General features: G+C 68.7%; 19 protein-coding genes. 13 read left to right on the top strand and 6 right to left on the bottom strand.

What is annotated here, in order from left to right; translation table 11 throughout:
* Positions 1–20 precede the first annotated feature (20 nt).
* The 3 genes from ABZU76_RS08050 to ABZU76_RS08040 form a co-directional block, all read right to left on the bottom strand.
* Positions 21–2,816: a glycoside hydrolase family 2 TIM barrel-domain containing protein gene (locus tag ABZU76_RS08050; RefSeq protein ID WP_354866283.1), complete on the bottom strand. Its 2,796-nt coding sequence runs from the start codon at positions 2,814–2,816 to the stop codon at positions 21–23.
* 620 nt (positions 2,817–3,436) lie between these two features.
* Positions 3,437–5,929 carry an FtsX-like permease family protein gene (locus tag ABZU76_RS08045; protein ID WP_354866281.1) on the bottom strand — a complete coding sequence of 831 codons (2,493 nt, stop codon included), beginning with the start codon at positions 5,927–5,929 and terminating at the stop codon, positions 3,437–3,439.
* On the bottom strand, positions 5,929–6,675 hold the full coding sequence (locus ABZU76_RS08040; protein ID WP_354866279.1) for an ABC transporter ATP-binding protein: 747 nt from the start codon (positions 6,673–6,675) through the stop codon (positions 5,929–5,931). Before ABZU76_RS08040 ends, ABZU76_RS08045 begins: the two co-directional genes overlap by 1 nt.
* 134 nt (positions 6,676–6,809) lie before the next feature.
* Between ABZU76_RS08040 and ABZU76_RS08035 the strand changes: the two genes are divergently transcribed.
* The 3 genes from ABZU76_RS08035 (at position 6,810) to ABZU76_RS08025 (ending at position 9,387) form a co-directional block, all read left to right on the top strand.
* Positions 6,810–7,502, top strand: coding sequence for a response regulator transcription factor (locus tag ABZU76_RS08035; RefSeq protein ID WP_354866277.1), 693 nt, complete (start codon positions 6,810–6,812; stop codon positions 7,500–7,502).
* Complete coding sequence (locus ABZU76_RS08030; RefSeq protein WP_354866275.1) at positions 7,495–8,961, top strand: ATP-binding protein; 1,467 nt, start codon at positions 7,495–7,497, stop codon at positions 8,959–8,961. Before ABZU76_RS08035 ends, ABZU76_RS08030 begins: the two co-directional genes overlap by 8 nt.
* Before the next feature lie 177 nt (positions 8,962–9,138).
* Positions 9,139–9,387, top strand: coding sequence for a hypothetical protein (locus tag ABZU76_RS08025; RefSeq protein WP_354866273.1), 249 nt, complete (start codon positions 9,139–9,141; stop codon positions 9,385–9,387).
* Between the two features lie 18 nt (positions 9,388–9,405).
* Here the strand turns inward: ABZU76_RS08025 and ABZU76_RS08020 are convergent, their stop codons facing one another.
* Positions 9,406–10,485, bottom strand: a complete 1,080-nt coding sequence (locus ABZU76_RS08020) for a hypothetical protein (protein WP_354866271.1) — start codon at positions 10,483–10,485, stop codon at positions 9,406–9,408.
* A gap of 344 nt (positions 10,486–10,829) precedes the next feature.
* Here ABZU76_RS08020 and ABZU76_RS08015 point away from each other — a divergent pair, with 344 nt between their 5' ends.
* From ABZU76_RS08015 to ABZU76_RS08005, 3 genes are all read left to right on the top strand, one after another.
* Positions 10,830–11,030 carry a hypothetical protein gene (locus tag ABZU76_RS08015; RefSeq protein ID WP_354866269.1) on the top strand — a complete coding sequence of 67 codons (201 nt, stop codon included), beginning with the start codon at positions 10,830–10,832 and terminating at the stop codon, positions 11,028–11,030.
* 253 nt (positions 11,031–11,283) lie between these two features.
* Positions 11,284–12,246 (top strand): LLM class flavin-dependent oxidoreductase, encoded by a 963-nt coding sequence (locus ABZU76_RS08010; RefSeq protein WP_354866267.1) that lies wholly within the window; start codon positions 11,284–11,286, stop codon positions 12,244–12,246.
* Between the two features lie 1,056 nt (positions 12,247–13,302).
* A complete protein-coding gene (locus ABZU76_RS08005; protein ID WP_354866265.1) occupies positions 13,303–14,460 on the top strand; it encodes a serine hydrolase domain-containing protein in 1,158 nt (385 codons plus the stop codon).
* A 320-nt stretch (positions 14,461–14,780) separates the two neighbouring features.
* Here the strand turns inward: ABZU76_RS08005 and ABZU76_RS08000 are convergent, their stop codons facing one another.
* Both ABZU76_RS08000 and ABZU76_RS07995 read right to left on the bottom strand, forming a co-directional pair.
* Complete coding sequence (locus tag ABZU76_RS08000; protein WP_354866262.1) at positions 14,781–15,161, bottom strand: hypothetical protein; 381 nt, start codon at positions 15,159–15,161, stop codon at positions 14,781–14,783.
* A gap of 3 nt (positions 15,162–15,164) precedes the next feature.
* Positions 15,165–16,859 carry a SulP family inorganic anion transporter gene (locus ABZU76_RS07995; protein ID WP_354866261.1) on the bottom strand — a complete coding sequence of 565 codons (1,695 nt, stop codon included), beginning with the start codon at positions 16,857–16,859 and terminating at the stop codon, positions 15,165–15,167.
* Between the two features lie 195 nt (positions 16,860–17,054).
* Between ABZU76_RS07995 and ABZU76_RS07990 the strand changes: the two genes are divergently transcribed.
* The 7 genes from ABZU76_RS07990 to ABZU76_RS07960 all read left to right on the top strand — a co-directional run bounded on the left by ABZU76_RS07990 (position 17,055) and on the right by ABZU76_RS07960 (position 25,649).
* Positions 17,055–17,285, top strand: a complete 231-nt coding sequence (locus tag ABZU76_RS07990; protein WP_354866259.1) for a hypothetical protein — start codon at positions 17,055–17,057, stop codon at positions 17,283–17,285.
* Between the two features lie 554 nt (positions 17,286–17,839).
* Complete coding sequence (locus ABZU76_RS07985) at positions 17,840–18,337, top strand: hypothetical protein (RefSeq protein WP_354866257.1); 498 nt, start codon at positions 17,840–17,842, stop codon at positions 18,335–18,337.
* A gap of 925 nt (positions 18,338–19,262) precedes the next feature.
* Positions 19,263–19,424 (top strand): hypothetical protein, encoded by a 162-nt coding sequence (locus ABZU76_RS07980; protein WP_354866255.1) that lies wholly within the window; start codon positions 19,263–19,265, stop codon positions 19,422–19,424.
* A gap of 523 nt (positions 19,425–19,947) precedes the next feature.
* On the top strand, positions 19,948–22,971 hold the full coding sequence (locus ABZU76_RS07975; protein ID WP_354866253.1) for a DEAD/DEAH box helicase: 3,024 nt from the start codon (positions 19,948–19,950) through the stop codon (positions 22,969–22,971).
* 37 nt (positions 22,972–23,008) lie between these two features.
* Positions 23,009–23,701: a hypothetical protein gene (locus ABZU76_RS07970; protein WP_354866251.1), complete on the top strand. Its 693-nt coding sequence runs from the start codon at positions 23,009–23,011 to the stop codon at positions 23,699–23,701.
* Between the two features lie 281 nt (positions 23,702–23,982).
* Positions 23,983–24,261, top strand: coding sequence for a hypothetical protein (locus tag ABZU76_RS07965; protein WP_354866249.1), 279 nt, complete (start codon positions 23,983–23,985; stop codon positions 24,259–24,261).
* Between the two features lie 305 nt (positions 24,262–24,566).
* A complete protein-coding gene (locus ABZU76_RS07960; protein ID WP_354866247.1) occupies positions 24,567–25,649 on the top strand; it encodes a substrate-binding domain-containing protein in 1,083 nt (360 codons plus the stop codon).
* Positions 25,650–25,653 lie beyond the last annotated feature (4 nt).

Genomic DNA, 25,653 nt, shown 5'->3' with positions numbered 1-25,653 from the left:
CACCGGGACCCGTCGGACGGTTACCGGCCGAAGGTGTTCTTCGACGGGTGGGTAGACAACGCCGCCTGGTTGAAGGTGACCGCCACGCCGTGGCCCCGCAGCCGCGAGGCGCGCTGGTCGATCTTCCAGCCGTCGATCCGAACGCCGACGGTCCGGTGCCGGGTCTGCTCGTCGGTCAGCCGCACCCGCACGGAACTCGACTCGCCGCCCGCCAGGTTCAGGTAGTTGTCGCTGAAGGTGGCCGGGAGTACGCGTTCGCCGGTCCGGGTGTCGTACACCTGGAGGTGCACCATCAGCGCCACCGCTTCGCCGGTGTTCTCGACGTCCACCGTCAGCTCGAGGCCGTCGCGCCCGTGGTCCGCGTCGGCCGTGACGGAGACGGCGGCGGCGGGGGCGTCGTCCAGGCTCGTGAATCCCGCCGGCCGGGCCGGGTTCTCGAGCCAGTAGAAGTTGCGGACCAGTTCCGCGCCGCGCGAATCCTTGAACACGAGCCGGACGAAGGCGACGTCGGAGGGCGTGCGGTTCAGCTGCTCGGCGATGCTGCCGATCACGGTGTGGTCGGACGCCGACGCCCCGCCGACGGGCAAGGACGTGCTCGCGAACTCCGCGCCGGTCAAGTCGTAGAGCGTCGCGGCGACGGTGCCCTTCACCGCCGTCCGGGTGTGGTTGGCCACCACGACGTCGAGGGTCTGGCTGTCGAGGATCACGTTGACCCTGCGGCACGCGTGCTGCACCGCGTAGAACGACGAGTGCGCCTCGAGGTCGTGGCTGTACATCTGCCAGACGAAGCTGGGCTGCGCCGGGTTGGTCATCCACATGATGACGCCGGTGCGGGGGTACGGCTTGCCCGGCGCGGCACTGGCCATGTTCGCGGCGTGCGCCTCGTAGATCGCCTTGATGCACTCGTAGTTCATCAGCTGGGACTTGCGGGCGAAGTCCGGGAGGTTGCGCAGTTCGCCGTAGCGCTGGGCGGTGAGCTGGAGGTACCCCGCGCCGCCGCCGTTGCCGCCGTTGCCGTTGACGTCGCGATCGGCCCAGAAGTCGTCCGGGTGCTCCCACGAAGCTTCGGGGAGCATCTTCTTGATGAACTCCAGCGTCGGGATCGAGTACGAGCCCACCTCATTGTGGAACGGCGGCCAGCGCGTGCCGTCGTTGAGGGAGAAGTGGGTGCTCGGGGTGACCCAGTGGTACGGCCCGCCCGAGCTGTACCCGCCGATGGGGTCCTTGCCTGTGTCGCCGGCCGAGCTGGTCAGCGAGGCTCGCTGGGGGTCCAGCTCGGCGACCAGCGCGTCCAGGCCGTCGATGAGCGGCTGCGGCGGCGGGCCTTCGTTGCCCCCGCACCACAGCAGGATCGACGGGTGGTTGCGGAACCGCACGATGCAGTCGCGGATGTTGTCCAGGTCGCGGGCGAAGTTCTCCGGCGGCGGGCCTTCGGTCGAGCAGAAGAAGTCCTGCCAGACGAGGATCCCGAACTCGTCGCACGCGTCGAAGAAGTCTTCCGTGCTGCTCTGGCCGTTCCAGTTGCGGATCAGGTTGAGGTTGGCGTCGCGGTGCAGCCGCACCTGATCGCGCAGGCGTTCGCGTGGGATGCGCTTGAGCGCTTCGTCCAGGCCCCAGTTGCCGCCCATCACCATGATCGGCTGGTTGTTGACGGTGATCGCCAGGCAGTCGGCCGGCGAACCGGACGGTGACTGGATCGGCTTGGTGTACTCGATCCGCCGGACGCCGAAGTCCACCGTCCGCTCGTCGTGGACCTGACCACCGGCCTCGACGGCGATCGTCAGCCGGTAGCGGTGGGGGTCGCCGTACCCGTTGGGCCACCACAGCTTCGGGCGGCTCAACCGCAGCGCCGCGATGTCCTTCGACGTCAGCGTGACCGAGGACGCGCCGGCTGCCGCGGTCACGGTCTTTTCGAAGTCACGACCGTCGAGGGAGCCCTTCACCACCACGGTTTTCGACGTGCCGAACGCGCTGTCGAGGCCGAGGTCGATCGTGATGTCGGCCGTGCGCAGGTCGGCCGAGAGCGTGGGGTCCACGCGCACGTCGGTCAGCCGGACCGGGCCGGTGGTGGACCAGGTGACCGGCTGCCAGATGCCGAGGTCCCGGTCGGGGATGGTGGGCAGCCAGTCCCAGCCCGCCGTGCAGAAGAACGTCGGCCCGTTCTCCAAGGTGATCCCGGTTTTGCCGCCGTTGCGCCCGCCGCGGGTCACGCCGCTGGCGTAGCTCGGCAACGACGGCTGTTCGGAGTGATCCAGCTTGCCCACGAGCACCGCGAGGTGCGCCGTGCCGTCCGCCTTCGCGACGATGTCCGTGACATCGAAGACGCCGCGCTTGAACGCGCCCTCGACGGTGCCGACCTCGGCGCCGTCGAGCCAGATGGTGCCGAGGTAGTTGATGCCGTCGAACTGGAGCCAGAACCGCTGGCCCGGCACCAGCCGCGGCACGGGGAACGCGACCCGGTACCAGTAGCCGGTGTCCTTGAGCGTGTCCGGGACCGTGTCGGTCACGATGTGGCCGTAGAGAGGATCGGGGTACTCGCCGTTCGCGATCATGCTGGTGAGCGGTGTTCCCGGCACCACGGCCGGCTTCAACCCGGCGACTTGCCGCCCGCTGGCCAGCTGCGCCCCGCTCACCGGCGTACCGTCGGCCGCCGCGAAACTCCAGCCGCCGGTGATCTCACGCCCGTCGACGCGCAACGGTTGGCCGCCCGCGGTCCCGCCGGGGACCGCACCGGCGACACCGCTCAACCCGAACGCCCCGAGCACACCTCCACCGGCGACGGCGATTCCACCGGACAGGAAACGTCTGCGATTCACCTGGGTCACGTCGCTCCCGATGCGTTGTGTTGACAACGTTGTCAGTCGTGTTGCGAATTCCATCGTCGACAGACGGTGGTCTTGTGTCAAGCGACCTTGGGAGGGTTGTGGGCGTTCGAGCAGTAGTCTACGCAAACTGCCGCCGTGCAGGTGGGATTCATGCTCTGCTTGCTCGGCGGGGGCCTTTCCTGCCAGGGTAGGCGCGACATTGTTCGGGATTTCGACGCATTATCTCCGCTTGGTTTTCGTGTGGTGATCTGCACCGATTGAGCGTGGGGGCAGGGTGTTTACGGTTTCCCTGGGCCGTGTGGTGTTTCCATGGTCTCCGGTCATGATCTTGAATATCGTCCGACAGGCCGTTGGCTTTGGTGCCGGCGAAGAAGCGCGCCGCGAGGCGGCGCATCTTCGTGGGCCCAGGTTTCGTTGCCGCGGCGGCGCCTGTCGTGTAGTGGCCCGCGGCGGTGAAACCTCCGTGTCCGGCGCCGTGGACTGCGTGTCGTTCGCCGGATCTCCCTTATCGGACACGGGGAACCCGCCGGCGGGCCGATTATCATGGGCGACGCCTTCCCGATTTGCCGCCGGCGGGCGTAAAAACGGACGTTCTCAGTGGACAGCGAAGGTCACTGCCCGGCCATCCCGGCGATGAGCGAGCCCCGGGCGGCGCGCCGGGCCGGCAGTGCCGCTGCGATCGGGGCCGCGAGCACGGCGGCGGCCAACAGCACCGCGAGGCGGGCCCAGGGCAGCGTGAAGAGCACGGGCTCGGCGTCGGTCGAGGCCACGCGGGCGATCAGCCACGCCGAGCCGATCCCGAGCAGCAGGCCGCAGGCCGCGCCGAACACGGCGACGAACACCGACTCGGCTGCCAGCGCCGCGCGCAGGCCACCCCTCGTCAGGCCGAGGGCACGCAGCAGAGCCGATTCGCGTGTGCGTTCGAGGACCGAGAGCGACAGCGTGTTGGCGATCCCGGCGAACGCGATCAGCACGGCGAGCGCGGTCAGCGCCCACAGCAGGTCGAGCGTGCTGCGCAGCGGCGCCGACAGCTGGTCTTCCAGGTCCGCGACCGTGTTCAGCTTCGCCAGCGGAGTCGGTTCCAGCGCCCGATCCAGCGCGGTCCCGACCTGGTCGGCGTCGGCGTCCGGAGCGAGTTTCACCAGCACACTGCCGTCGTGTTCGCTGTCCGGCATCGCGATCTTCGGCAGCTCACCCAGGTCGACGAGCGCGAGGCCGAGGTCGGCGCCCGGTGCGTCGACGCTGTCGTAAACGGCCACGACCCGCAGCGACGACCCCGAAGCCGTGCGCACGGTCGCGCCTGCCGCGAGCCCGGTCTCTTCGGACAGCTGCCGGCTCACGGCCAGCTCGCCCGGGCCGAGCCGGTCGAGTGCACCGGAGAGGACCACCGGCCGCAGCAGCGTGCCGAGCGAGTCGCCGCGCACGGCGGTCATGCCGTAGCCACCGAGCGAGCCGAGGTCGCCCGTGAACTCGGTGACCGACGTCGTGGCCGCGACCCCCGGCACCGCCGCGAGCGTCGCAGGCAGGGTCGCGGGCAGTCCTTGCCCGTTGACCACCGACGTCACCGTGAACTCTGCTCGCAGCTGCTGCTCCACGCCTTGGCCGAGGCCGGCCTCGACGCCCGCGGTCACCGTGGTCACGAGCGCGACGACGGCCAGTCCGATGGTCAGCGCCGCAGCGGTTGCGGCCGTGCGACGGGGGTTGCGATCGGCGTTGAGCGCCGCGAGCTTCGCCGGCTCACCCAGCACCGGCGAGGTGACGGCGCCCAGCGCTCGCACGGCGGGTCCGGCCAGTATCGGTCCGACCGCGAGCAGCGCGCCGAGCAACGCGACCATCGCGACGACGGCCAGCACCGCGCCGTCCTGGGTCTCCGCCGCGAGCGCGGCCACCGCCGCCCCGACTCCGGCCACGAACAGCACGGCCGCGACGATCGCGCGCGGCCGTCCCGCGCGGACCTGACGTCCTTCGACCGGCTTTCGCAACGCCGCCACGGGCGCCACCCGCGTCGCCGCCCGAGCCGGGGGCACGGCCGCCAGCACCGTGACCAGCACGCCGACGACGAGCGCCAGCACCACCGTCCGCGCGGTGAGCGGGACGTACACCGGCGCCCCCGGCGAGCCGGTGATCACCTGCAGCGCGGCGGCCACCCCGAGCCCGCCGAACAGTCCCACGACGGACGCCACCACGCCGACCACGGCGGCTTCGGCCAGCACCGCGCCGAAGACCTGCCGCTTCCCGGCGCCCACGCACCTCAGCAGCGCCAGCTCGTTCGCGCGCTGCGCGACCAGGATGGTGAACGCGTTGGCGATCACCATCGCGGCCACGACCATCGCCAGCACGGCGAACGCGGTGAAGAACTTCGTGAGCCCCGCCGAATCGGGCGCGGTCGTGCTCAGCAGTTCGGCTGCGGCTTTGCTGCCGGTGGTCACAGAGATCCCGTTGCCACCGACCGCCTGGTCGAGGTCGGCGACGAGTTGAGACTGGGCGACCCCCTGCGCCGCCCGCACCACAATCTCGTCGAACTCCGCGCCGGGTGCTACCTGGCGCAGCCCCTCGGGTGTCAGGACAAGGTCGTCGGCCCCGATCCCGGCGTCCGTCGGCCGGCTGAAGGTGCCGACGAGCGTGTAGCCGTGTTCTTTGCCCTGCTGATCGAACAGCGTTATCTGCTGCCCGAGCGAGAAGTCTTGGGCGGTGGTTTCTTCCATCGCGAGCTCGCCGGGCTGCTGAGGGAACCGGCCACCGGCCAGGTCGAATGGCCGCAACGCGGCGTCGGCGGGCAGCGCGGTGGCGGCCGCGTCGGTCGCGTGCCCGGAGGCGTCGCGGATCGGCGCGCTCACGGTGACGCGGCCGTCCGCCGCTGCGACGCCGGGCGCTGCGCGCACCTTCGCGAGCAGCGCGTCGTCCAGGGTCGCGCCGCGGGTCTGGCTGACGACAGCGTCGGCCCCGCGCAGGTGGACGGACACGGCGTCGCGGAGCCCGGCTCCGACGGCCCCGGACAGGATGAACGAACCGGACACGAACGCCACGCCGAGGGCGATCGCGACGGCTGAGAGCAGCAGGCGCAGGGGCCGGGCCCGGACCCCAGCGGCGATGACGCGCAGCATCACGCCACCAGGCCGGTCAGGGCGGCCAGCACGGAGTCGGCCGTCGGACGGGGCACGTGGGCGGCGACGCGACCGTCGGCCAGCAGCACGCCGTGGTCGGTGTAGGAGGCGGCGACGGGATCGTGCGTCACCATCACCACCGTCTGGCCCAGCTCGCGCACCGAGGCGCGCAGGAAACCGAGCACTTCGGCACCTGAGCGCGAGTCGAGGTTGCCGGTGGGCTCGTCGGCGAACACGACCTGCGGCCGCCCGATCAGCGCCCGGGCGCACGCCACGCGCTGTTGCTGGCCGCCGGACAGTTCCCCAGGGTGGTGGCGCAGGCGTTGCCGCAGGCCGAGCGCGTCGACGACCACACGCAACCACGCCGGGTCGGGCTTGCGGCCGGCCAGGCGCAGGCCGAGCAGGATGTTCTCCTCGGCCGTCATGGTCGGCAGCAGGTTGAACGACTGGAACACGAATCCGACGTGGTCGCGGCGCAGCCGGGTGAGCGCCGAGTCGGAGAGCCCGGTGACCTCGGTCCGTCCGATCCGGACGCTGCCGGCGTCCACGGTGTCCAGTCCGGCGAGGCAGTGCATCAGCGTGGATTTGCCGGAGCCCGACGGCCCGAGCACGGAGGTGAACCGCCGCGCCGGGAAGTCGAGGGACACGTGGTCCAAGGCCCGCACCGCCGTGTCGCCGCGTCCGTGGATCTTGACGACCTGCCGCACTCCCGCCGCGACGGGACTGTCCACTGTGTCTGGTTGCATCCGCTCTCTCCCCGACCTCGTCGCGCCGCACTCGGCGCCTCGGCACGATCTTGGCGAGGCCGTGCTGAAGCGGTCCTGAAGAACCCTGAAGATCGCTTCAGGTACCCGCGCGGGCTTCTGGGAAGATCGGGTTCATGAGGGTGCTCGTGGTCGAAGACGAGAAGCGGTTGGCCGAGACGCTGCGGTGGGGGCTCGAGGCCGACGGGTACGCCGTGGACCTCGCCCACGATGGCGAGACGGGGCTGGAATGGGGGCAGCTGCACCCGTACCAGGTGATCGTGCTGGACATCATGCTGCCGAAGCTCAACGGCTACCGCGTGTGCGCCGCGCTGCGCGAGCGCGGGGTGACGACGCCGATCCTGATGCTGACGGCCAAGAACGGCGAGTACGACGAGGCGGAGGCCCTCGACACGGGCGCCGACGACTTCCTGAGCAAACCGTTCTCCTATGTGGTGCTCACCGCCCGGCTGCGCGCGCTGGTCCGCCGCGGCCGGGCGGGCGCGGCGGCGACGCTGACGTTCGGCGACCTGGTGCTCGATCCCGCGAAACGCACTTGCCGGCGCGGCGGCACGCCGGTCGCGTTGACCACGAAGGAGTTCGCCGTGCTCGAATGCCTGCTGCGCCACGACGGGCACGTGGTGGCCAAGCACGAGATCCTCGGGCAGGTGTGGGACGTCGCGTACGAGGGAGATCCGAACATCGTCGAGGTCTACGTGAGCGCGTTGCGGCGCAAGCTGGACGCGCCGTTCGGGCGGCGCACGATCGCCACCGTGCGCGGTGTGGGGTACCGGCTGGTCGCCGACGGACCCGGCGCGTCGCATGAGTAGGTGGTGGCCCGAGTCCGTGCGGCGGAGCACGGCGCTCGCGGCGGTGCTGCTCAGCGTGCTGGTGTTCGGGCTGGGCTGGTGGGGGATCCGCCAGTTCGTGGCGACGCAGCTGTCGCGCAACGCCGTCAAGGCGACCCGGGCGCAGCTCGAGCGCGTCGCCGACGCGTACCGCCTGGGCGTGATCGACTCGGCGGCGCTCAACGGCGACGCGATGTTCGAGGTGGTCGCCGACGACGGCCGGGCCGTGGTCCACAGTGGCAACCTGACCCGGCTGGATCCCGCTTGGCAGCCGCTGCCGCCGGCCCCTCGCGACGCGCTGCACGGGTGGACGACCACCACGACCGCCGCGCTGCACCCGGGCACCCACCCGCAGTGGCGCGAGTACCGCACGTACACCGTGGTGGGCACGGTCGTCGACGATGTGCCGGCCGCCCTGGTGGAACCGCTCGGCCGCGAAGGATCCACTGTGGACACCGGCTTGTCGCGTGCCGCCTCGAGCACGCACTACCGGTTGACGCTTTACCTGTTCGTGCTCCCGTGGGACACGCTCTCCACACTGACGCTGTTCGACGACACCCTCGAGGTGTTCGTGCCGCTGGCCGTGCTCCTGACGGCGCTCGTCGCGTGGTTCGCCGCCGGGCGCGCGCTGCGGCCCGTGGAGGCGATCCGCGGCGAGCTCGCCGAAGTGAGCGGCAGCCAGCTCGGCCGCCGCGTGCCGGTGCCGCGCTCGCGTGACGAGATCGCACGCCTGGCGCACACGACCAACGCCACGCTCGACCGTCTGCAGCACGCCCACGAGCAGCAGGAACGATTTGTCGCCGACGCGAGCCACGAGCTGCGCAGCCCCCTGGCGAACCTGCGGGCCGGCCTGGAGGTCGCCCTCGCACACCCGGAGCGCGCCGATTGGCCTGCCGTCGCCGAACGCTCGTTGCTCGACGTCCGGCGCCTGCACCGCATCACGGCCGACCTCCTGCAGCTCGCCGTCGACCCCGGTCGCGTCGCATCGGTGGAGGTCGACCTGGCGGACGTGGTGCGTGAGCAGGTCGCCGAACGTTCGGCCGCGCCCGGCCGCCCGGCAGTGCGATCCTTTGTGGACGGTCCCGCGAGAGTGCTCGGTGAACCCGTGCAACTCGAACGCCTGGTGCGCAACCTCCTCGACAACGCCGCCCGCCACGCGACCTCCGCCGTGACCGTCACCGTGGGTCGCGACGGCACCTCTGTGGTGCTGGAGGTGCTCGACGACGGCCCCGGCATTCCGCCGGCCGATCGGGAACGCGTCTTCGACCGCTTCGCCCGCCTCGACGACGCCCGCACCCGCGACGCCGGCGGCTCCGGCCTGGGCCTCACGCTGGCACGGGAAATCGCCCGCCGCCACGGCGGTTCCCTCGTGGTGGCCGACTCGGAAACCGGCGCCCGCCTCGTCGCGCGACTGCCCGCCGCGCGAGAGCACGTTGATTGAAACCGACCGTTGCCGCGCCGCCGGTCCGACCAAAAGGGGTGTCTGGCAAGCACGCCGACCACGGCAGGAGCACCCAGGTCATTGCCGCCCCGACGAATGGCCGCAGTGCGCCGGATAGATGAGCCGGCGGGCTTCGCCTCGGCCGGTCGGACGTGGGGCTGGCCGTGTGCGTGGCTGATGAGCGACACCGACGCGATTGCCTTCGAAAACCGCAACGCACTCGTGCAGTGTCTGCTCAACCCGGCCTGGCGCGCGCGAATCCCGGACGGGGACAAATACGTGCGGCAAGCCGTGGCGCAGTTCCGGGCGGCCATGGCCGCACACGTGTCCGATTCGTCCTGGAAGTCGGTGGTGGAGCGGCTCAACGCCGAATCACCGTTGTTCACGTCCGTGGTCAGCCGAGTCCGCCCGAGATCCCGTCGATGAGACGTCGACCCCAGCGGGTCAAGCGGTCTGACTGCTCTCTTCTGCGGATTCGGCTGTGTTGGACTCGTGTGCTTGTCGCAGTACCGAAGCGGCCGCCATGACGGCGATCGCAGCGTTCTCGGGGGTGTACTGGACCGACCCGACCGCGTGTGCGGTGGCATGCCGGTTGAAGCTGCTGGGAAGGCGTTCTGTAGCTCCGTCGAAGTTGGTCAGCGCCTCGAGCACAGGCCAGTGAGTGACCGCCCACGAAAGCAGCGAGAGCGGGGCGGACTCGATCGTTTGCCGCATCGTGGCGTAGTACCTGCTCTTGACAGGTTTCTCAACCGCGGACCGGAGAAGCGTGTCCAGCACGTTCGCGCTCAGCGCTTGGGCCGCGGCAGCATGGCCGGCATCAAGGGCATCGATGGCTTGGTGGAGGAAGCCGGCGTGCTCAGCGAACGCGCCTCCGTGAGTGCACGCCGCGGCGGCGCGGCAATCATCCAGGAGGTCCTGTGCGTGGGCCAAGATCACGCGGCTTCGTTGTCCCTCGTCAACGGCGAGTAACTCCGAAAGGATCGCAGCGCGGGGTACCCACGTGATCGGGATACCCGCCCGCGCCAGTTTCAGCAGCGAAAGAATTTGGTCGTCGCGCAGGTCCGCCCAGTTGTCTGGCGCGCCATCGCGGAGAACCTCGATGCGCAGCGTTCCGATCGACTCGAAAACCTCGCTGACCCGTTCCGTGAACGGCTTCAGCCATGCATCGAAGTTCGAGCACCGAAATTGCTGACCGAAGTCGATCGCCGGAATGTCGATCGTCGTACCCCAGTCGACGCCTCGCACGACCGTACGCAGCTGCTCTTGGATCTGTCGGTTCTGCTCAGCCAGGGCCTCGGCCACCGACTGCGCCGAACGCACAGCGGACGTGTTGAGCTGCAGGTTTTCAGTGATGGCACGCTGGTTTTCGCTGATGGCACGCTGGATCGCAGCACCGATCTGCGCGGCGTCGGTGGCGGAGAATTGCGGAATCAGTCGTCGCCCTGGGGCGCCTGCGGCGGGATGGTCTGACTCCGGCTTCGTGGCGTCGGGCTGGCCGTCTTCCGGGTTGTCTTCATTCGCCACCGGCAATCTCCGATCTCTGCGCTCGCAAGCCCTGCTGTTCGCTCACGGAAGCGTGTTCTGTGAACAATCACGAGTCGTGGCCAGCGGATGGTTCGTTACCGACCAGCCTGACTACCCCGTTGTCGCAGGTGACCGGAGCGGAGTCGCGGCGGTCGTTGCAAGGTGCTTACCGAGCGGGTTGCTGTCGGAAATCGACGTTCTCGGCCCAGCCGCCGGATCGACGTGATCCGACACGGGCGCGGCCGTACGTAATTTTTGGGTAGTACTTCCGAAGCGAACTCCGAGGTCCGCGGGCCACGGTGAAGGGGTACGAAGCACCAGCGCACGAGGAAGGAAGATCGACGGTGCGCAACACCTTGAGTGAACTTGGCGCGCTGCACCTGACCCGCCCGGGTGCCGGCGCCGCACCGGGCATGTGGGCGGCCTGGCACGAGCGCCGCGCGCTCGTGCTGGACGCCCTGGCCGCCGAAGGCAGCGCGCTGGCAGCTGATGCCGCCGCTGTGGCGCACCGCAAGGCAGCCGCACTTTTGGAAGCGGCCGGCTGAACACCGCGCCAGAGGCCCAGCATCCGCCGGCCGTGGCATGAGCGGTAGCCACGTCGCCCGCGTCAAAATCCCCTGGCCAGCAGCCTTATCGACTCATATCCGCCTGAGTCTTCCCGAGTAGTGCGCCCGCGCTCGGCCGTTCCACACCGCAAGCGATCCAGCGCCCGTGAAATCCCCGGGTCCAAAAGGCCCTTACGTGCTGCTCGCTACGCGGTGGAGCGTGGATCCAAGGACCCGCGACCGAGGAGGACGCATGGTCACTGCGCGCGAACGGCTCGCTCTCACGATCGTCCCTGGTGCCGGCTGGACCGCCGGCGACGTTGTCGCGATCGCCCGGCAGGCTGAGGACGCCGGCTTCGACGCGATCTTCACCACCGAAGTGAACAACGACGCGTTGGCGACGGCACAGCTCATGGGCGAGGCCACCCACCGGATCCAGGTCGGCACCTGGGTCGCGAACATCTACCTGCGCCACTCCTATGTGTGTGCCCAGGGCGCCGCGTTGATCGCCGACCGCACCGGGGGCCGGTTCCTGCTCGGCCTGGGCGTCAGCCACCAGCCGGTGAATGACGCGCTCGGTATCGAGATGACCGACCCGCCCGGTGACCTGCGCCGGTACGTGGCCGAGGTGCGCAATTGGCTGCGCGGGCAGGGCCCGGCCACGCACCTGCCCCAGCGGCCCGCCGCCCACGACGTGCCCATTTACGTTGCGGCCCTGACGTCACGGACGGTCGAGCAAGCGGCCGAGGTGGCTGACGGCATCATGCCCAACTTCTGGTCGCCGGAACGCGTCGAACGCAGCAAGACCTGGATCGCGCGTGGGCGGGCGAAGCACCCCGAGCTCGGCCCGCTCGCCCTCACGCTCGGGCTGCCGACGTTCCTCGGCGACGACCTCGTCGCACTGCACGACTTCGCGCGTCAGAACCTGGCGTTGTACACGTACTTCCCGTTCTTCCGGCGGCTGTTCCGCGCCAGCGGCTTCCCCGACGAGGCCGCAGCCATGGAGCAAGGCGCCGGTCCCGCCGCGCTCACCGACGAACTGCTGGACTCGTTCTGCCTGATCGGCCCGCCACACCGCTGCCAGGACCGCCTGGCCGCCTACCGCGCCGCCGGTGTCGAACTGCCCATCCTGCACCCACCTATCGGCCCGGCCGCCGCGCACGACGTCATCGAGACGTTCGCTCGCTTGGAAGTCACGTCCAGGGCAGCACGGTGAGTTCAGAACTGCTGGTCTGCGCGGTGGCCGATGTACTCAGGGACCGACCGGAGGACGTCCCGTCATCTGTCACGTCGCCGAGGTGTGCGTCGCGACCGTTCGATCGCGGCCTGTGGCAAGCCGGCCGAGCAGCACCGAACCTGATCGGTGTCACCTCCGGTTTTTGCGTTGGACTAAGGCAAGGCGGGGATAACTGCTGCCGCATCTCGTGAAGGTGCGCAGCCAGCCGGATGCGCAGGCCGCGCACGTCGGGCAACGCGATCGCAAAGCTCTGTGCCGGGCGGTATCCCGCCGAATTCTCGTCGCGACAGCAGGGACCGTTTACGTAGGTGAGTGAAATCGTCGTCGGGGTCCACACGGGGCACCGACCACGCCTGCGCGTTCGTGCGCTCCGGAGCGGCGCGTCGAGCGTGCCAGAACAGCGGGGCCTTCATCACTTCGCCCAGGGCTGCGGTCGACCCGGGCACATCGCCCGACGACAGGCCCAGGTCGCGACCCGGCCACACGCGCGCCAATTCCTCGGCCGGACAGCGCGCAGGCTGAATCGCGAAACGGCCTCATCTGTGCTGCAGGCCACTCCGGTGCTCTGCTGGATGGTGCCCTGAGCCGGACTGTGCGGGGCCGCGTTGCCAAGGCCGACCGCACTCGTCGGCGCGAGCGGCCAGGCATTCACCACCGACGGGCCTGCCGCGCGTGAGCCGGCGGGCTCGTCGTGGTGCCCGGCTTCGGCGTTCCGGCCATGATTTCACCGGAGATTGAGTGCGGAAAGCCTGGCCTGATAGCCTTTTCGGCTTCTACGACGGCCACCGCCCGGTGCCGACAGCACCGGCGCGGTACTCGAATCCCGGGGCTGAGGCGGTGATACCCACGATGAGGGTATGCCGAGCGCATCCGGCACGGAGCCGGCGTGACGCAGGAATTCCCTGGAGGAAGCGGCGATCCTGGCGCGCCGCCGGGCTCGCGTCCGCTGTTGTCCTGATGATCGCGGGGTGCACCCCGTCTGCGCCGCCGCCCGGCACGTCGGCGGCGCCGGGGACGACAACCAGTTCCGCACCGGTGCAGTCCGCACTGAAGCCCATCGACCCGGCCGCGTTCCAGGCGACCGTGGCGGCCGCTGCCAAGGAGCTGCTGGTTCCCGGGGCGATGGTGCTGCTGCGCACGCCGCAGGGCACCTACACGGCGGGAGTGGGTACCACGCAACTGGGCGCCACCACGCCGCCCGATGCGGACACCCACTTCCGCGTCGCCTCCAACACCAAGACCATGACGTCGGCGTTGATCGTGCTCCTCGCGCAAGACGGCAAGCTCCGGTTCAGCGACCCGGTGTCGCGCTACGTCTCCGGTGTGCCCAACGGCGACAACATCACCCTGGCGCAGCTGCTGACGATGCGTAGCGGCCTGTACGACTACACACAAGCGCCCGAGCTCGCGGCGGCCCTGGACGCCGATCCGGCGAAGGTTTACACGCCTCAGGACGTGCTGGCCATCGCCTTCCGGCACCCGCCGGAGTTTCCGCCCGGCACGGCGTACCAGTACAACAACACCAACTACGCGCTGCTGGGCCTGGTGGCCGAGAAGGTCGAGGGACGGCCCTTGGCCCAGCAGATGCAGCAGCGCCTGTTCGGCCCGTTCGGCCTGCGGCAGACTTCGCTGCCCGCGGCCACCGACACCTCCATCCCGGACCGCTACTCACACGGTTACATGTACGGCGGGTCCAGGTACGCGTTCGTCGACCTGACGTACCCGCCCGACCTGCAGGCCGCCGCCCGGGCCGGAACACTCCAGCCCAACGACTACACCCGGCAGAACCCCTCGTACGCCACCGCTGCGGGGGGAGTCATCTCCACCTCGGACGACTTGGCGACGTGGATCCGGGCGCTGGTCTCGGGCAAGGTCTTCAACGCCGACTTCCAGCGGCAATGGCAAGACAGCCTGCAAGCGGAGGACCCGAACGCGCCCGACGGGCAGAAGTACGGGTACGGAATCGCCTTCCAGCGTTTCGCGCCGAACGCCGCGATGTGGTTCCACGGCGGTGAATGTCCCGGGTTCAACTCGTTCATGGGATACGACCCGACCAACGACGTCACGCTCATCATCTGGGCCAACTTGACCTTGGCCCCGGACGGCCGGACCACGGCGGTGGCCTTGCTGCCCACCGTGCTCAACCAGATCTACACCGGACTGTCGCTGCCGCCTGCGCCGACCCCGACGTGAACCACGTGATGATGTCGGCGCCGGACGGCGGATTCACGGGCGCAGCACGCTGCCAGCGGCGATGCCGTGGATGCAGGCGTGGTGAGGTGAGGCAGGCTCCGTGTTGGTGGGTGGCCACCGCCCGCCGACTCGGAATGCATCGCAGCCCACGAGCGTCCGGTCCACTCGCGATGGCTTTCGCCCCGATCGGCGGCAGCGGCTGGTACCTGCGCTGATTCTGACGGACACGCTGACCCGCACCCGTGCGCGGCGTGATCGAGCTGATGGCCGGCGGAGTCCACCCGACCATGATCACCCGCGTCGTGATTCACGGCTCGCGGTCAGGCGGCCGAAGCTATCCGGCAGGGAATGTCGGTGTTCTCGTCCGTGTGGTAACTCGCACACACCCGGTGATAGCCGTCAGCGATCTCCAGAGCGATCCCGAGGCGCAGGTCGCCGCGCACCAGCAGGATCGGCGAGAGATCCTTGTGCTCGTGGATTTTGCGCAGATCGGTACTCACGTGCGGGTTGTCGACCGGTAGCAGTGCCAAGCGCGCGGCGCGCAGGACGTCCTTGGCTTTGAAGAATGCGGCGTTGCGGCTGTCTCGCAGCTCTTCGATGAGGTGGTCGACGAGGTCGGTGCCTGCGATCAGGGTGAGGTAGGAGGCGGCAGCCGGGTAATCGTGGTGTTGGGGCGCGTCGAGCCAGGTCACGGTGGTCATGGGTCAGGCCTTTCGATTGTCGAACGCGTCCAGAGCCGCCCCCGCGGTGTCGAAGTAGCTGTCCACGCCGATCGTTCGGGTCAGTCCGTACCGGTCCAGTTGCGCGCGGACCTCGGGCAGGACGCCGGAGAGCACGAGGCGGGTGCCGTGCGTGCGCAGGCGTTTGGCGACCGTGGACAGGACGCCTGCCGAGGTGTAGTCGACGTCGCCGACCGCAGCGCAGTCGAGGCAGAACCAGGTTACGGTGCGGCCGCCGGTGAGCAGGGTGGTCACGTCGGTGCCCAACCGCATGGCGTTGGCGAAATACAGGCTGCTGCCGAAGCGGTAGACGATCATGCCTTCGGTCGTGCGGCGGCCGGGCGTGACAGCCTCGGGTTGCCAGTGGCCTGCCGGTGATTTGACCAGAACGCCGCTGTGCGGGCGGTAGCTGTGCCGGAGGTGATCGACGACGGACACGATGATGGCCAGCACGACGCCCTGCTCGACGCCGGTGAAAACCACGGCGGCCGCGGTCAGCAAGGCCACCACGAACTCCGCCCGTCGAACCTGGAAGATGCGGCGCATCCCGGCGATGTCGATCAGGTCGACGCCGATCAGGAACACCACGGTTGCCAGTGCCGCCAGAGGCAGCGCGCCCAGCGGACCGGTCAGAAAAACGAGCACCACCACGGCGATCACCCCGGCGGCCAGGGGAGCGATCTGGCTACGGCCGCCCGCGCCGTCCACGATCTGCGTCTTGGTCGGGCTGCCGTTGACGACGAAGGTGCCGGTGAACGCCGCGGCGACGTTCGCGGTGCCGAGGCCGACCAGGTCGGCGTCCTCGTCGACGGTTTCCTCGTAGCGGGCGGCGTAGGCGCGTGAGGTCGCGGAACTCTGGGCGAGGATCACCACGAACATCGACACCGCGGTGCCGAGCAACGTGGACATATCGTGCAGGTCGAAGGTGGGCAGCGCGACGTGCGGGATACCCTGCGGAATCGAGCCCAGCACGGCGACCCCGTGCGCGGACAGGTCGACGAGCTCGCTGACCACGATCGCGCCGATGACGGCGATCAACCCGCCCGGCACCTTCTTCGCCACGAGGCGGGTGCCGACGACCACGACGACCACCGCCGCGGACACCAACGCGGTCGCGGGGCTGGTGTGGCCGAGCGCGCGAACGAGGTTGACCAGCTTGGGCACGGTCTGGTTGCCTCCGGCGGGCACGCCGAGCATGTCGGGCAGCTGGCCTGCCGCGACCTGGATGCCGACGCCGGTGAGAAAACCGACCAGGACCGTGCGGGACAGGAAGTTGGCCAGGAAGCCGAGCCGGATCAGCCGGGCCAGCAGCAGCATCGCGCCGACCAGCAACGCGGCGGTGCCGGCGAGCCGGACGTAGTCAGCCGAGGCGGGAGCGGCCAAACTGGCCAGACCGGCCGCGAGGATCGCCGCGGTCGCCGAGTCCGCGCCGACCACCAGGTGCCGGGACGCGCCGAACACCGCGAACAGCACAACCGGCGCGAGCATCGTGTACAGGCCGGTAACCGGCGGCATTCCGGCGATCTTGGCGTAACCGAGCACCTCGGGGACGGCCAGCGCGGCCAGCGTGACACCGGCCAGCGCGTCGGAACCCAGGGCACGCCGCCGGATCGGCAGGATCCCGGCAAACAGCGGGACCCGTCGTGCGCGGCGCGGCGCCGGCGCGTCCTCATGGGTCATCTCCGCGATTGTGGCATGTGGGTTGGCGCGATGAGGAAGATCTTCGCGGCCGCCGGGCGCCCTCCTGCGGCGGTCTTCGGTCCGGCAAGCACTGACTCGACGCATGCGCACCGCTGCCGCCGACGCCGGATCAAATCGTTGCTGAGCGCCGATGGTCGGCAACCACGAAGCGCGGAGAACCTTCCGACTTGCCGCATGGGTCTGATCGAAGGGGTTTCAGCCCTCGGCATCGTGGACCGCGGCTCTGACCTGCGGAGAAAGATGCAGTTCGAGCAGGCGCCACGCTCGAAGGGCGCCTCTTGTTCAGCGGCACCGATCGCGGCACTTGCCGCCGCGATTGGTCCGGCGGAGCTGACGACGAGGATGACCTCACCGGTGGCGGCCCCGCGGCTGAGTGGACCGGCGCCCGGCTGGCGCGCGACGTGAACTGCGCCCATGACTCTGGCCACTTGCCGTCGGGGTCGGTGTGCCCAAGACGAGGCTTCAGCGCGGACTGACGGCCGCCATGGCCGAGGACGACACCACCTGGGACCGGCAGCCGACCTACGGTCACTCCGGTGTTCTGCCATCTGCTCCACGCATGTCAGGATTCGAGTGGATCATGGCCAAAAGTAAGTGGCGCGGGTTACGGATTCACCGGCAATCTGGGAAGGGCAACATTTGCCCACGGCATCGAGGGAGAGTAAAGAATGGCGAGAGGCAGCGTTCCTTCTGTGCACCAAGAATGCCTTTGAAGATAAGTGCGGGTTGCCGTTGAGTCAGCTTGTCAATTGTGGGATGTGCGATGCCGGTTTCGGCGCTCGCGGGGCATTTATGGCAACGGCATAGGCTAAGTCCCATTGAATCGTTCGGGATCATTATGCCGCCCGTCGATAGTATTCTCGCGCGCTGACTATCGATGGTGTTCATAAATCGTTTGCAGGGGAGATCGAATGGGGTTTTCGCAGGCTACTGAACAAGCACGGCGAGGGAGAACGCCGATGGCCTTCTCCCCGAAATCGATCGCGCAGAGGGAGCCCGTATGGTCGACCGCGACGGTGCTCGTCCGCCTCGTGTTAGCCGCGGGTTTCTTGTCGGCCGTTGCCGATCGCTTCGGCTGGTGGGGCCCGCCTCACACCGGGGCTGTGGCGTGGGGCAACTTCGCGGCGTACACCGCCTATACCCAAACCCTCACGCCGTACCTGACCGGAGCGCTCCTTGATGCCGCGGCGTGGGCCGCGACCGTCGCGGAACTGGTGCTGGGCCTGATGTTGCTGGCCGGTGTGCTCCTCCGGTGGACTGCTTGGGCCGCGAGCGCTGTGCTGCTGGTGTTCGGGCTGTCGATGGCACTGTTCCTCGGCTGGGAAGCTCCGCTCAGTGCATCCGTGTTCGCTGCCGCGGCTGCCGCTTTGCTGCTGGCCCTCTCGCCCGTCAGTTCCTTTGCTTTCAGCTTCGACCGGCTCTTCGATCGGAACGATCGCCTCAAGCTGCAGCGCTAAGGCGTCGCTGACGACGCCGTGAGCCAAGTGCTCATCGCGTACAGGAGCACCATGCCAGCCTGATGCCCCTTCGGGGCTCACGCGGCCGGGAAAGAGGGCGATCGGAGGCTTCCTTCAAGCAACCGATCGCCTCGACTGCGGTAACAAGGTGTCGTGTCACCCGATCTGCGTGTGCTGCGATACTTCGTCGCGGTCGCCAAGTAGCGACACTTCGGTCGCGCCGCGGCGCCAACTGAACATTGCCCAGCCTTCGTTGCGGGTCCGGTGTGCAAGCAGGAGCGTACGGTCAGAGTGCAGCTATTGCGACGCGCCACCAGGCATGTTGAACTGACCGCTGCCAGGCAGGACGCGGCGCTTCTCCTCCTGAAACTCAAGACCGGGCACCCCCCGGAGCCGGGCCGGTGGCCGCGGGAGAACGGCCGGAGATGATGATCAGCCGGATCGGGACGATGTCGGTCGACGTCGCGCACGAGCTCGTGGATACCCACGACCACGGAGCAGGGTGAGAACCGGGATCCGGTGGGGCCGATGTCCCTCGGCCGCCACTGCCGGCCCTGGAGTACCTGAGCTGGCAGTCACCAACTGGCAGGTTTGCTCGCGGAGTACACGAAAACTAATGTCCCGGTCAACGCGAACAGGCTGAACACGGTGAGGACCTGGCCGGCCACGTCGGCGCCGTGGTCCCGCAGCGTTTCCAGGTGCAGGCCGTTGATGGAGGGCCCAGCGGCGATCTGCAGTCTAAGACGAGATAGCGCCAAAAGGGGTTCACCTTTCGATCTCGTCGTTGCCGAAAGGGCGGATGGTGCAGATTATGAGGGCATGGTTTCGAAGTAAATCGGTCATTGAAGCCATTGGAAACGCGCGGCCGGGGATATTGCTGGGTAATCTTAGGGTGTCCAATTCAAACAAATAAGGGGAGAGTGCAATGGGAAACGAAGAAGACGCAGCGAAGCGTGTGACGGACAGCGTGCTGCAGCGGGCGCAAGAAGCGGCCCAGCAGGCGCAGAGGCAGAAGCAGGCTGACCAGGAAGCGAAGGGTGACTACAACTCGGCTAACGGGGCAGTCGAGGACCAGTTCACTAGCTGATCCGATGGCATGGAGAACGCCCCAACCGCTGGTTGAAGGGTTCTCCATGCCACAGCCAAGTCGTCCTCTGTGTAGGCGAAAAGAATACTCCTGGAATTAACGGGCCGTGGCGCGGATGCAGGTGACGGCGTCCTTGGCGGCGAGGTTGTTGTCGTCGTAGCCGCGCGCCCATGGAGTCGTAGCGGGATGAGGCGTTGGTTGTCGTCAAGGGGGCCGTGGCGGTCTTGCCAGGCGCCGGCGAAGGAGTGGGTGCCGCGGACGTCGAGGTCGGCGACCAGCCAAGGCGGCCCAGTGCTCGAGCTGGTGCCGGTGTGCGGTGGGCGGTTTCGGGGTCGATCGCGAATATGGTCCGCCTGACTGTATAACGGGGTAGTCAGCGAGTGCTGGGTTTCGGTGTTTGTCGCCTCGCAGGGCGACGCCCTTGACCCGTCACTGCCGCTGCCGTGGTCTCGGGCGACGACCTCTACGTCTGCCGTGCGACGATCTGACGGGAGCCCGGAATCGGACGAAGGAGCCACAGACCTTGCCCTTGGTGCACGCTCTGTGGTCTCCGGGCCGGGGTCTGCTGCTCTGGGCGGAGCACGACCGAGGCCCGGTCGGCACCTCGAGCCGTTCGGCGCAGATCGCGCTTCCGCATCCGTTCGCGGTCTCCAGCTCGAAGCTGACCGCTCTGCATCCCGGAAAGCCCACGTCGGTGACGTTGCTGCTGCCGTCGCGGGCGAACCGGCCGCTCGCTTCCTCCGAGACGGCGGCGGGCGTCCGGCGGCGTGGCTCGGCGCCGTCGTTGCGGCCGTGGTCGGTGCCGGCGTTGATCGTGGACGCGACCGAACTGGACGACCTCGACGACTCGGCCTCGTACTGCTCTTCGGTCACCTACCTGCGGGCGGTGGCCCGCCTGGCTGCGGATCTGGTGCGTCGCGGGCGGGTTCTGCCGACGCTGGTCCGCCAGGGCGATACGGCGGAGGCCCGATGGCGCCCGGTGCTCCAGGGCGTGGATTTCGTCGCGTTCGACGCACTGGTCGCGGCCATGCCGCCGGTCGGGCGGGCCGAGCAGATCGCGCCGCTCACCGGGGCCTCGCCCCGCGCGCTCGTCACCGATGCCCTCCACGCCCTGGTCGACGCGGCGGTCCGGGACCGGCTGGCGCGGGCGGATCCGCCCGTCGACCTGCGCGGAGGCCGGGGCGTGGCCGAGGTGTGGCTGTCCGCTTTGCAGGGCGGCGTTGCCCGCGTCGAGTTGCCGCTGGGTGAGCTCGGTGTCCTGGCCGACGCTGTCGCGAGGTGGGACGAGGTCGCCGATACCGACGTCGTCGACGGCCGGGCGTGTTTCCGGCTGGCCGAAGTCGGCACACTGGGTCAGCCGGCCGAGGACGATCCCGCCGACCAGACCGGCGACGGCACCAAGTGGCAGCTGCAGTTCCTCCTGCGTGCGACGGCCGATCCGAGCTTGCTGCTGTCGGCGGAACAGATCTGGTCGGGCCGGGCGCACGGGCTGGTCAGGGATCCGCAGGGGCTGTTGACCGCCGAACTGGGCCGTGCCGCGCTGGTGGAACCGATGCTGGCGCCCGCATTGCACAGGACCCAGCCGTCCGAGTACGACCTGACCGTCGAGGAAGCCGAACAGTTCCTCACCTCGGGCGCGACCCGGCTGATCGAGGCCGGGTTCGAAGTGCAGCTTCCAGCCACCTGGGACGGCAGGCGCCGGCTCGGGCTACGGCTCTCCGTCCGCAGCACGCCCTCCGAGCAAGTCGTCGCCCGCAGCCGGGTGGGCCGTGACGAGCTGGCCGGGTTCCACTGGTCGATCGCGGTGGGCGACGACGAAATCGGCGAGGACGAGCTGGCCAGGCTCGTCGCGGCGAAGACACCGCTGGTGCGGCTGCGGGGCAGGTGGATCAGCGTCGATGCCGACCGGCTCCGCGCCGGTCTCGAGTTCCTGCGCCGCGACCCGCACCGGCACACCCACCGACCCACCGCGGCCGAGCTGCTGGAGCTCGTCCACCTCGCGCAGGAGACGCCACTCCCGGTCACCGAAGTCAGCGCGGACGGCTGGGTCGGGGACGTCCTGGCCGAGCGGGTCCACCAGGCCGTGGCGCCGGTCGAGTTGCCGCCGTCGTTCCGTGCGACACTCCGCCCCTACCAGCAGAGGGGTGTCGCCTGGCTGGCTTTCATGTCGGCGCTGGGGCTCGGTGCGTGCCTGGCCGATGACATGGGCCTCGGCAAAACCGTCCAGACGCTGGCCCTCGAGGTCGTCGAGCGGGCAGAAGACGATCACCGGCCGACGTTGGTGCTGTGCCCGATGTCGCTGGTCGGCATGTGGCAGCGGGAGGCGGCGAACTTCGCCCCCGGACTCCGGGTCCACGCCCACCACGGCAGCGCCCGCGCACACGGGGACGCGCTCGCCGAGCAGGTCGCCGCGGCCGACCTCGTCGTCACGACCTACGCCACCGCCGCCCGCGATGCCGACGAACTCGAGACGTTCGCCTGGCGACGCCTGGTGCTCGACGAAGCGCACGCCATCAAGAACGCCGACACCGCGACGGCCAAGGCGGTGCGCCGGTTCACGGCCGGGCACCGGCTCGCGCTGACCGGCACCCCGGTGGAAAACCGGCTGGCGGATCTTTGGTCGGTGCTGGACCTGCTCAACCCCGGGCTGCTCGGCAGCAGGTTCGAGTTCCGGCGGCGGTTCGCGGTCCCGATCGAGCGGCGGGGCGATACCTCCACGGCCGCCGCGCTGCGCCGGCTCACGCAGCCGTACCTGCTGCGCCGGGTGAAGACGGACCCCGCGATCGTCCCCGAGCTCCCGGAAAAGATCGAAATCAGGCAGGAATACCGGCTCACCCGCGAACAGGGCACGCTGTACTGCGCGATCGTCGACGAGATGATGAAGAAGATCGAGAACAGTCAGGGCATCAAGCGCCGTGGCAACATCCTCGCCGCGATCACGAAACTCAAGCAGGTCTGCAACCACCCCGCGCACCTGCTGCACGACGGCTCCCCGATCGGACATCGCTCCGGCAAGGTCATCCGTCTCGAAGAGATCCTGGCGGAGATCCTGGCGTCGGGCGATCGAGTGCTGTGCTTCACGCAGTACACCGAATTCGGCCACATGCTCGTGCCCCATCTGTCGGATCGGCTCGGCACCGAAGTCGCGTTTTTGCACGGCAGCCTGGCAAAAGGGTCGCGAGACGCGATCGTGGAACGCTTCCAGTCCGACGACGGGCCGCGGATCCTCTTGCTCTCGCTCAAGGCCGGCGGTTCCGGGCTCACGCTGACCGCCGCCAGCCAAGTCCTGCACCTGGACCGCTGGTGGAACCCGGCCGTGGAGAACCAGGCCACCGACCGGGCGTTCCGGATCGGGCAGGGACGCAACGTCCAGGTCCGAAAGTTCGTCTGCCCGGGCACCATCGAGGAACGCATCGACGCCCTGATCACGAAGAAGCGCGCGCTCGCGGGAATGGTCGTCGGCGAGGGCGAAAGCTGGCTCACCGAACTGTCCACGGACGCGCTGCGCGGGGTGCTCACCCTGGGGGAGGACGCGATCGATGACTGAGCCACTCCCTTGGTGGCCGACCCGGTTCATCCGGGCGTTGACGGCGATCGGCGTCCTCCTGCCCGCGCGCGGCCAGGGGCGCGTCGTGTCCTTGGAGGTCGGTGCCGGGCGCGTCGACGCCACGGTGCAGGACAGCCGGCCGCGCCCGTACCAGGTGAGAATCGGACTGACGGCGTTCGGGAAATCGGACTGGGCGACGATAACCCACGCCCTCGCGGCGAAAGCGTCGGCCACGGTCCTGCTGCTCAGCGGCGAGCTGCCCCGTGAGGTCGAACAGATATTCAAAGCTCTCCGGCTGCCCTTGTTCCCGTCGTCGGCGCGGGAGGTGTCACTGGACTGCACCTGCCCGGACGTCGAGGTTCCGTGCGGCCACCTGAACGCCGTGTTCTCCGCGCTCGTGGCGCAGGTCGGCGACGATCCGTTCACCATCCTCGCTCTGCGCGGCCGGGACCGCGAAACGCTGCTCGAGGAGCTGAAGAACCGGCTCATCTCCGCCGAGCCGCTCGATCCTGACGACAGGTCTCCGGCCCTGACCGAAGTCATGGACACCTTCTTCGCCTGCGGTCAGGCCCCGGGCCTGGGCGGCGCGGCGCCATTGCCCGGGCCGCGAACGTCGTTCGACGCGCTCCTAGACAAGGCGCCGCCGTTCGCGATCACGGTGGGCGGTGAAGACGTCGCCGAGCTGCTTCGGCCGGTGTATCAGGCAATCGCCGGAGAGCACGGCAGTTAGCTGTACGTGCCTTGGCTGCATCCGTGCGGGTCAGCGGTCCTCGCGTGGACGAAGAAGCTGTTGTAGTCGGCAAACACGTCGAGTTCGGCGTACGCGAGCCGGGTCTCGTCGGTGCTGGTGGGTGGTTGGTCGGGGATGAGGTGGACCTGGACTCCGTCGGGTAGGGGCGGCCCAGCGCTCGAGGCTGGTGCCGATGGGGGTGGGTCGGCGGTTTCGGGGCGACGGTGACGATGTCGTGGTTGCCGGTGATGGCGAACTGGCGGCCGAAGAGGTCCTGCGCGATGCAGAACAACCTTCGGCTTGCCCGGCGTGGTGTCCTTCCAGGTGCTGGTGGTGTTCCAGTGCTGCAGTTCCGGGCCAAGACCTTCTTTTTGGATACGGTGATGTTTTCGGAATGGGGTGGCAATGCTCTCAGTGGTGAAAAAGGCCAGGAGGGGTCGATTTTTCCTGAATGCGCAAATCTTGTTCAGGGTAATCAGTTTTGGCGCGCTTCTTGTGATTCGCTCATTTGCGCGATGAGCTCGTCGGCGGCGATCCGATCGTCGTGGTTCACGACCTGATGTTGACCTGAGACGTGCGACGCGGGCGACCTGAGATTGACGACGTCATCTGGTCCCCAGGTCCGTCGATCACGCTCGGAGAGCGTGATCAGGGGGATCTCGCCGACCGTCTAGTTAGCTGCTTCTGTTCACTCATGGTCCAATCTGAACAGAAGTGGCGAATATTCTCGGATGAGGTCCCATATTTCTGTTCGGTAGTTGACAGAACTGGCCTCGGCTGATGAAACTGTCCGGCGAGCAGGGCCGTGCACGAATCGACGCGCGGTTCCCCCTAGCAGAGCATGCGCCAGCCAGAGGAGCTGTCAATGAAGAGAGCCTGCTTGTCCACGGTGTTGACGGCGTTGACCGTTGTGATGGCCGCGTCGGCGTGTGCCGCTGAGGTGCAGCCGTCTCGGTCGAGCGAGGGTGGGTGCACGATCGCGTTCTTGTTGCCGGAGAACACGACGCCGCGCTACGAGGCAAAAGATCACCCGCTGTTCCTCGATGCCGTGAAGGCCCAGGATTCGAGCTGCAAGGTGCTGTACTTCAACGCCGCGAACGCCGCGGACAAGCAGCAGCAGCAAGCTGAGTCGGCGCTGGCGCAGGGCGCGCAGGTGCTCGTGCTCGATGCAGCGAACGTGAACAGTTCCGCCGCGATCGTGCAGGAGGCGAAGGCCAAGGGCGTGCCGACGGTCGCCTACGACCGCACGGCCGGTGGCCCGCTGGCGTACCGCACGGGGTTCGACAACGTCGAGGTCGGCAAGACCCAGGCGAACGCCATGATCAAGGCGATGCAGGCGGCCGGTCACAGCTCCGGCAACATCGTCATGATCAACGGCGCGCCGGACACGACCGGAGCGTTCTTCAAGCAGGGCGCGCACGAGGTCTTCGACAAGTCCGGGTACAAGATCGCCGCCGAGTACGACACCGACGGGTGGTCGCCGACCAACGCCACCACGGAGATGACGCAGGCGATCGCGAAGATCGGTGCGCACGACATCGTCGGCGTCTACGCGGCGAACGACACACTGGCCGGCGCGGCGGTCACCGCGATGCGGCAGGCGAACATCTCGCCGATCCCACCGGTGACGGGTCTCGACGCGACCGACGAGGGTCTGCAGCGCATCGTGCTCGGTACCCAGTACATGACCACGTACAAGAATCTCAAGGCCGAGACGGACGCTGCGGCCAAGATCGCGATCCTTCTCGCCCACGGCAAGCCGCTGCCGCCCGCGCCGATGGTGAAGAACGTGACCGGCGACGAAGTGCCGACGCAGCTGCTGCCGCCGATCGCCGTCACCGTCGACAACATCAAGTCGACGGTGATCGCCGACGGGTTCGCGACGTCGGCCGAGGTGTGCGGGGGCGGCGCGGCCGACGCGTGTGCTCGGGCCGGTATCACAGGGTGAAGGA

Origin of the sequence: Amycolatopsis sp. NPDC005232 (assembly GCF_040607795.1) — a bacterium.
GTDB lineage: Bacteria > Actinomycetota > Actinomycetes > Mycobacteriales > Pseudonocardiaceae > Amycolatopsis.
The sequence above is the reverse complement of the archived record's forward strand: the minus strand, read 5'-3'. Positions and strand labels throughout refer to the sequence as shown.

What these genes read in the sequence shown, in the direction of transcription:
- ABZU76_RS08045 (WP_354866281.1), bottom strand. Translation starts at nt 5,929, where the DNA reads ATGCTGCGCGTCATCGCCGCTGGGGTCCGGGCCCGGCCCCTGCGCCTG.
- ABZU76_RS08040 (WP_354866279.1), bottom strand. Translation starts at nt 6,675, where the DNA reads ATGCAACCAGACACAGTGGACAGTCCCGTCGCGGCGGGAGTGCGGCAG.
- ABZU76_RS08035 (WP_354866277.1), top strand. Translation starts at nt 6,810, where the DNA reads ATGAGGGTGCTCGTGGTCGAAGACGAGAAGCGGTTGGCCGAGACGCTG.
- ABZU76_RS08030 (WP_354866275.1), top strand. Translation starts at nt 7,495, where the DNA reads ATGAGTAGGTGGTGGCCCGAGTCCGTGCGGCGGAGCACGGCGCTCGCG.
- ABZU76_RS08025 (WP_354866273.1), top strand. Translation starts at nt 9,139, where the DNA reads ATGAGCGACACCGACGCGATTGCCTTCGAAAACCGCAACGCACTCGTG.
- ABZU76_RS08010 (WP_354866267.1), top strand. Translation starts at nt 11,284, where the DNA reads ATGGTCACTGCGCGCGAACGGCTCGCTCTCACGATCGTCCCTGGTGCC.
- ABZU76_RS08000 (WP_354866262.1), bottom strand. Translation starts at nt 15,161, where the DNA reads ATGACCACCGTGACCTGGCTCGACGCGCCCCAACACCACGATTACCCG.
- ABZU76_RS07995 (WP_354866261.1), bottom strand. Translation starts at nt 16,859, where the DNA reads ATGACCCATGAGGACGCGCCGGCGCCGCGCCGCGCACGACGGGTCCCG.
- ABZU76_RS07990 (WP_354866259.1), top strand. Translation starts at nt 17,055, where the DNA reads ATGGGTCTGATCGAAGGGGTTTCAGCCCTCGGCATCGTGGACCGCGGC.
- ABZU76_RS07985 (WP_354866257.1), top strand. Translation starts at nt 17,840, where the DNA reads ATGGCCTTCTCCCCGAAATCGATCGCGCAGAGGGAGCCCGTATGGTCG.
- ABZU76_RS07980 (WP_354866255.1), top strand. Translation starts at nt 19,263, where the DNA reads ATGGGAAACGAAGAAGACGCAGCGAAGCGTGTGACGGACAGCGTGCTG.
- ABZU76_RS07965 (WP_354866249.1), top strand. Translation starts at nt 23,983, where the DNA reads ATGCAGAACAACCTTCGGCTTGCCCGGCGTGGTGTCCTTCCAGGTGCT.
- ABZU76_RS07960 (WP_354866247.1), top strand. Translation starts at nt 24,567, where the DNA reads ATGAAGAGAGCCTGCTTGTCCACGGTGTTGACGGCGTTGACCGTTGTG.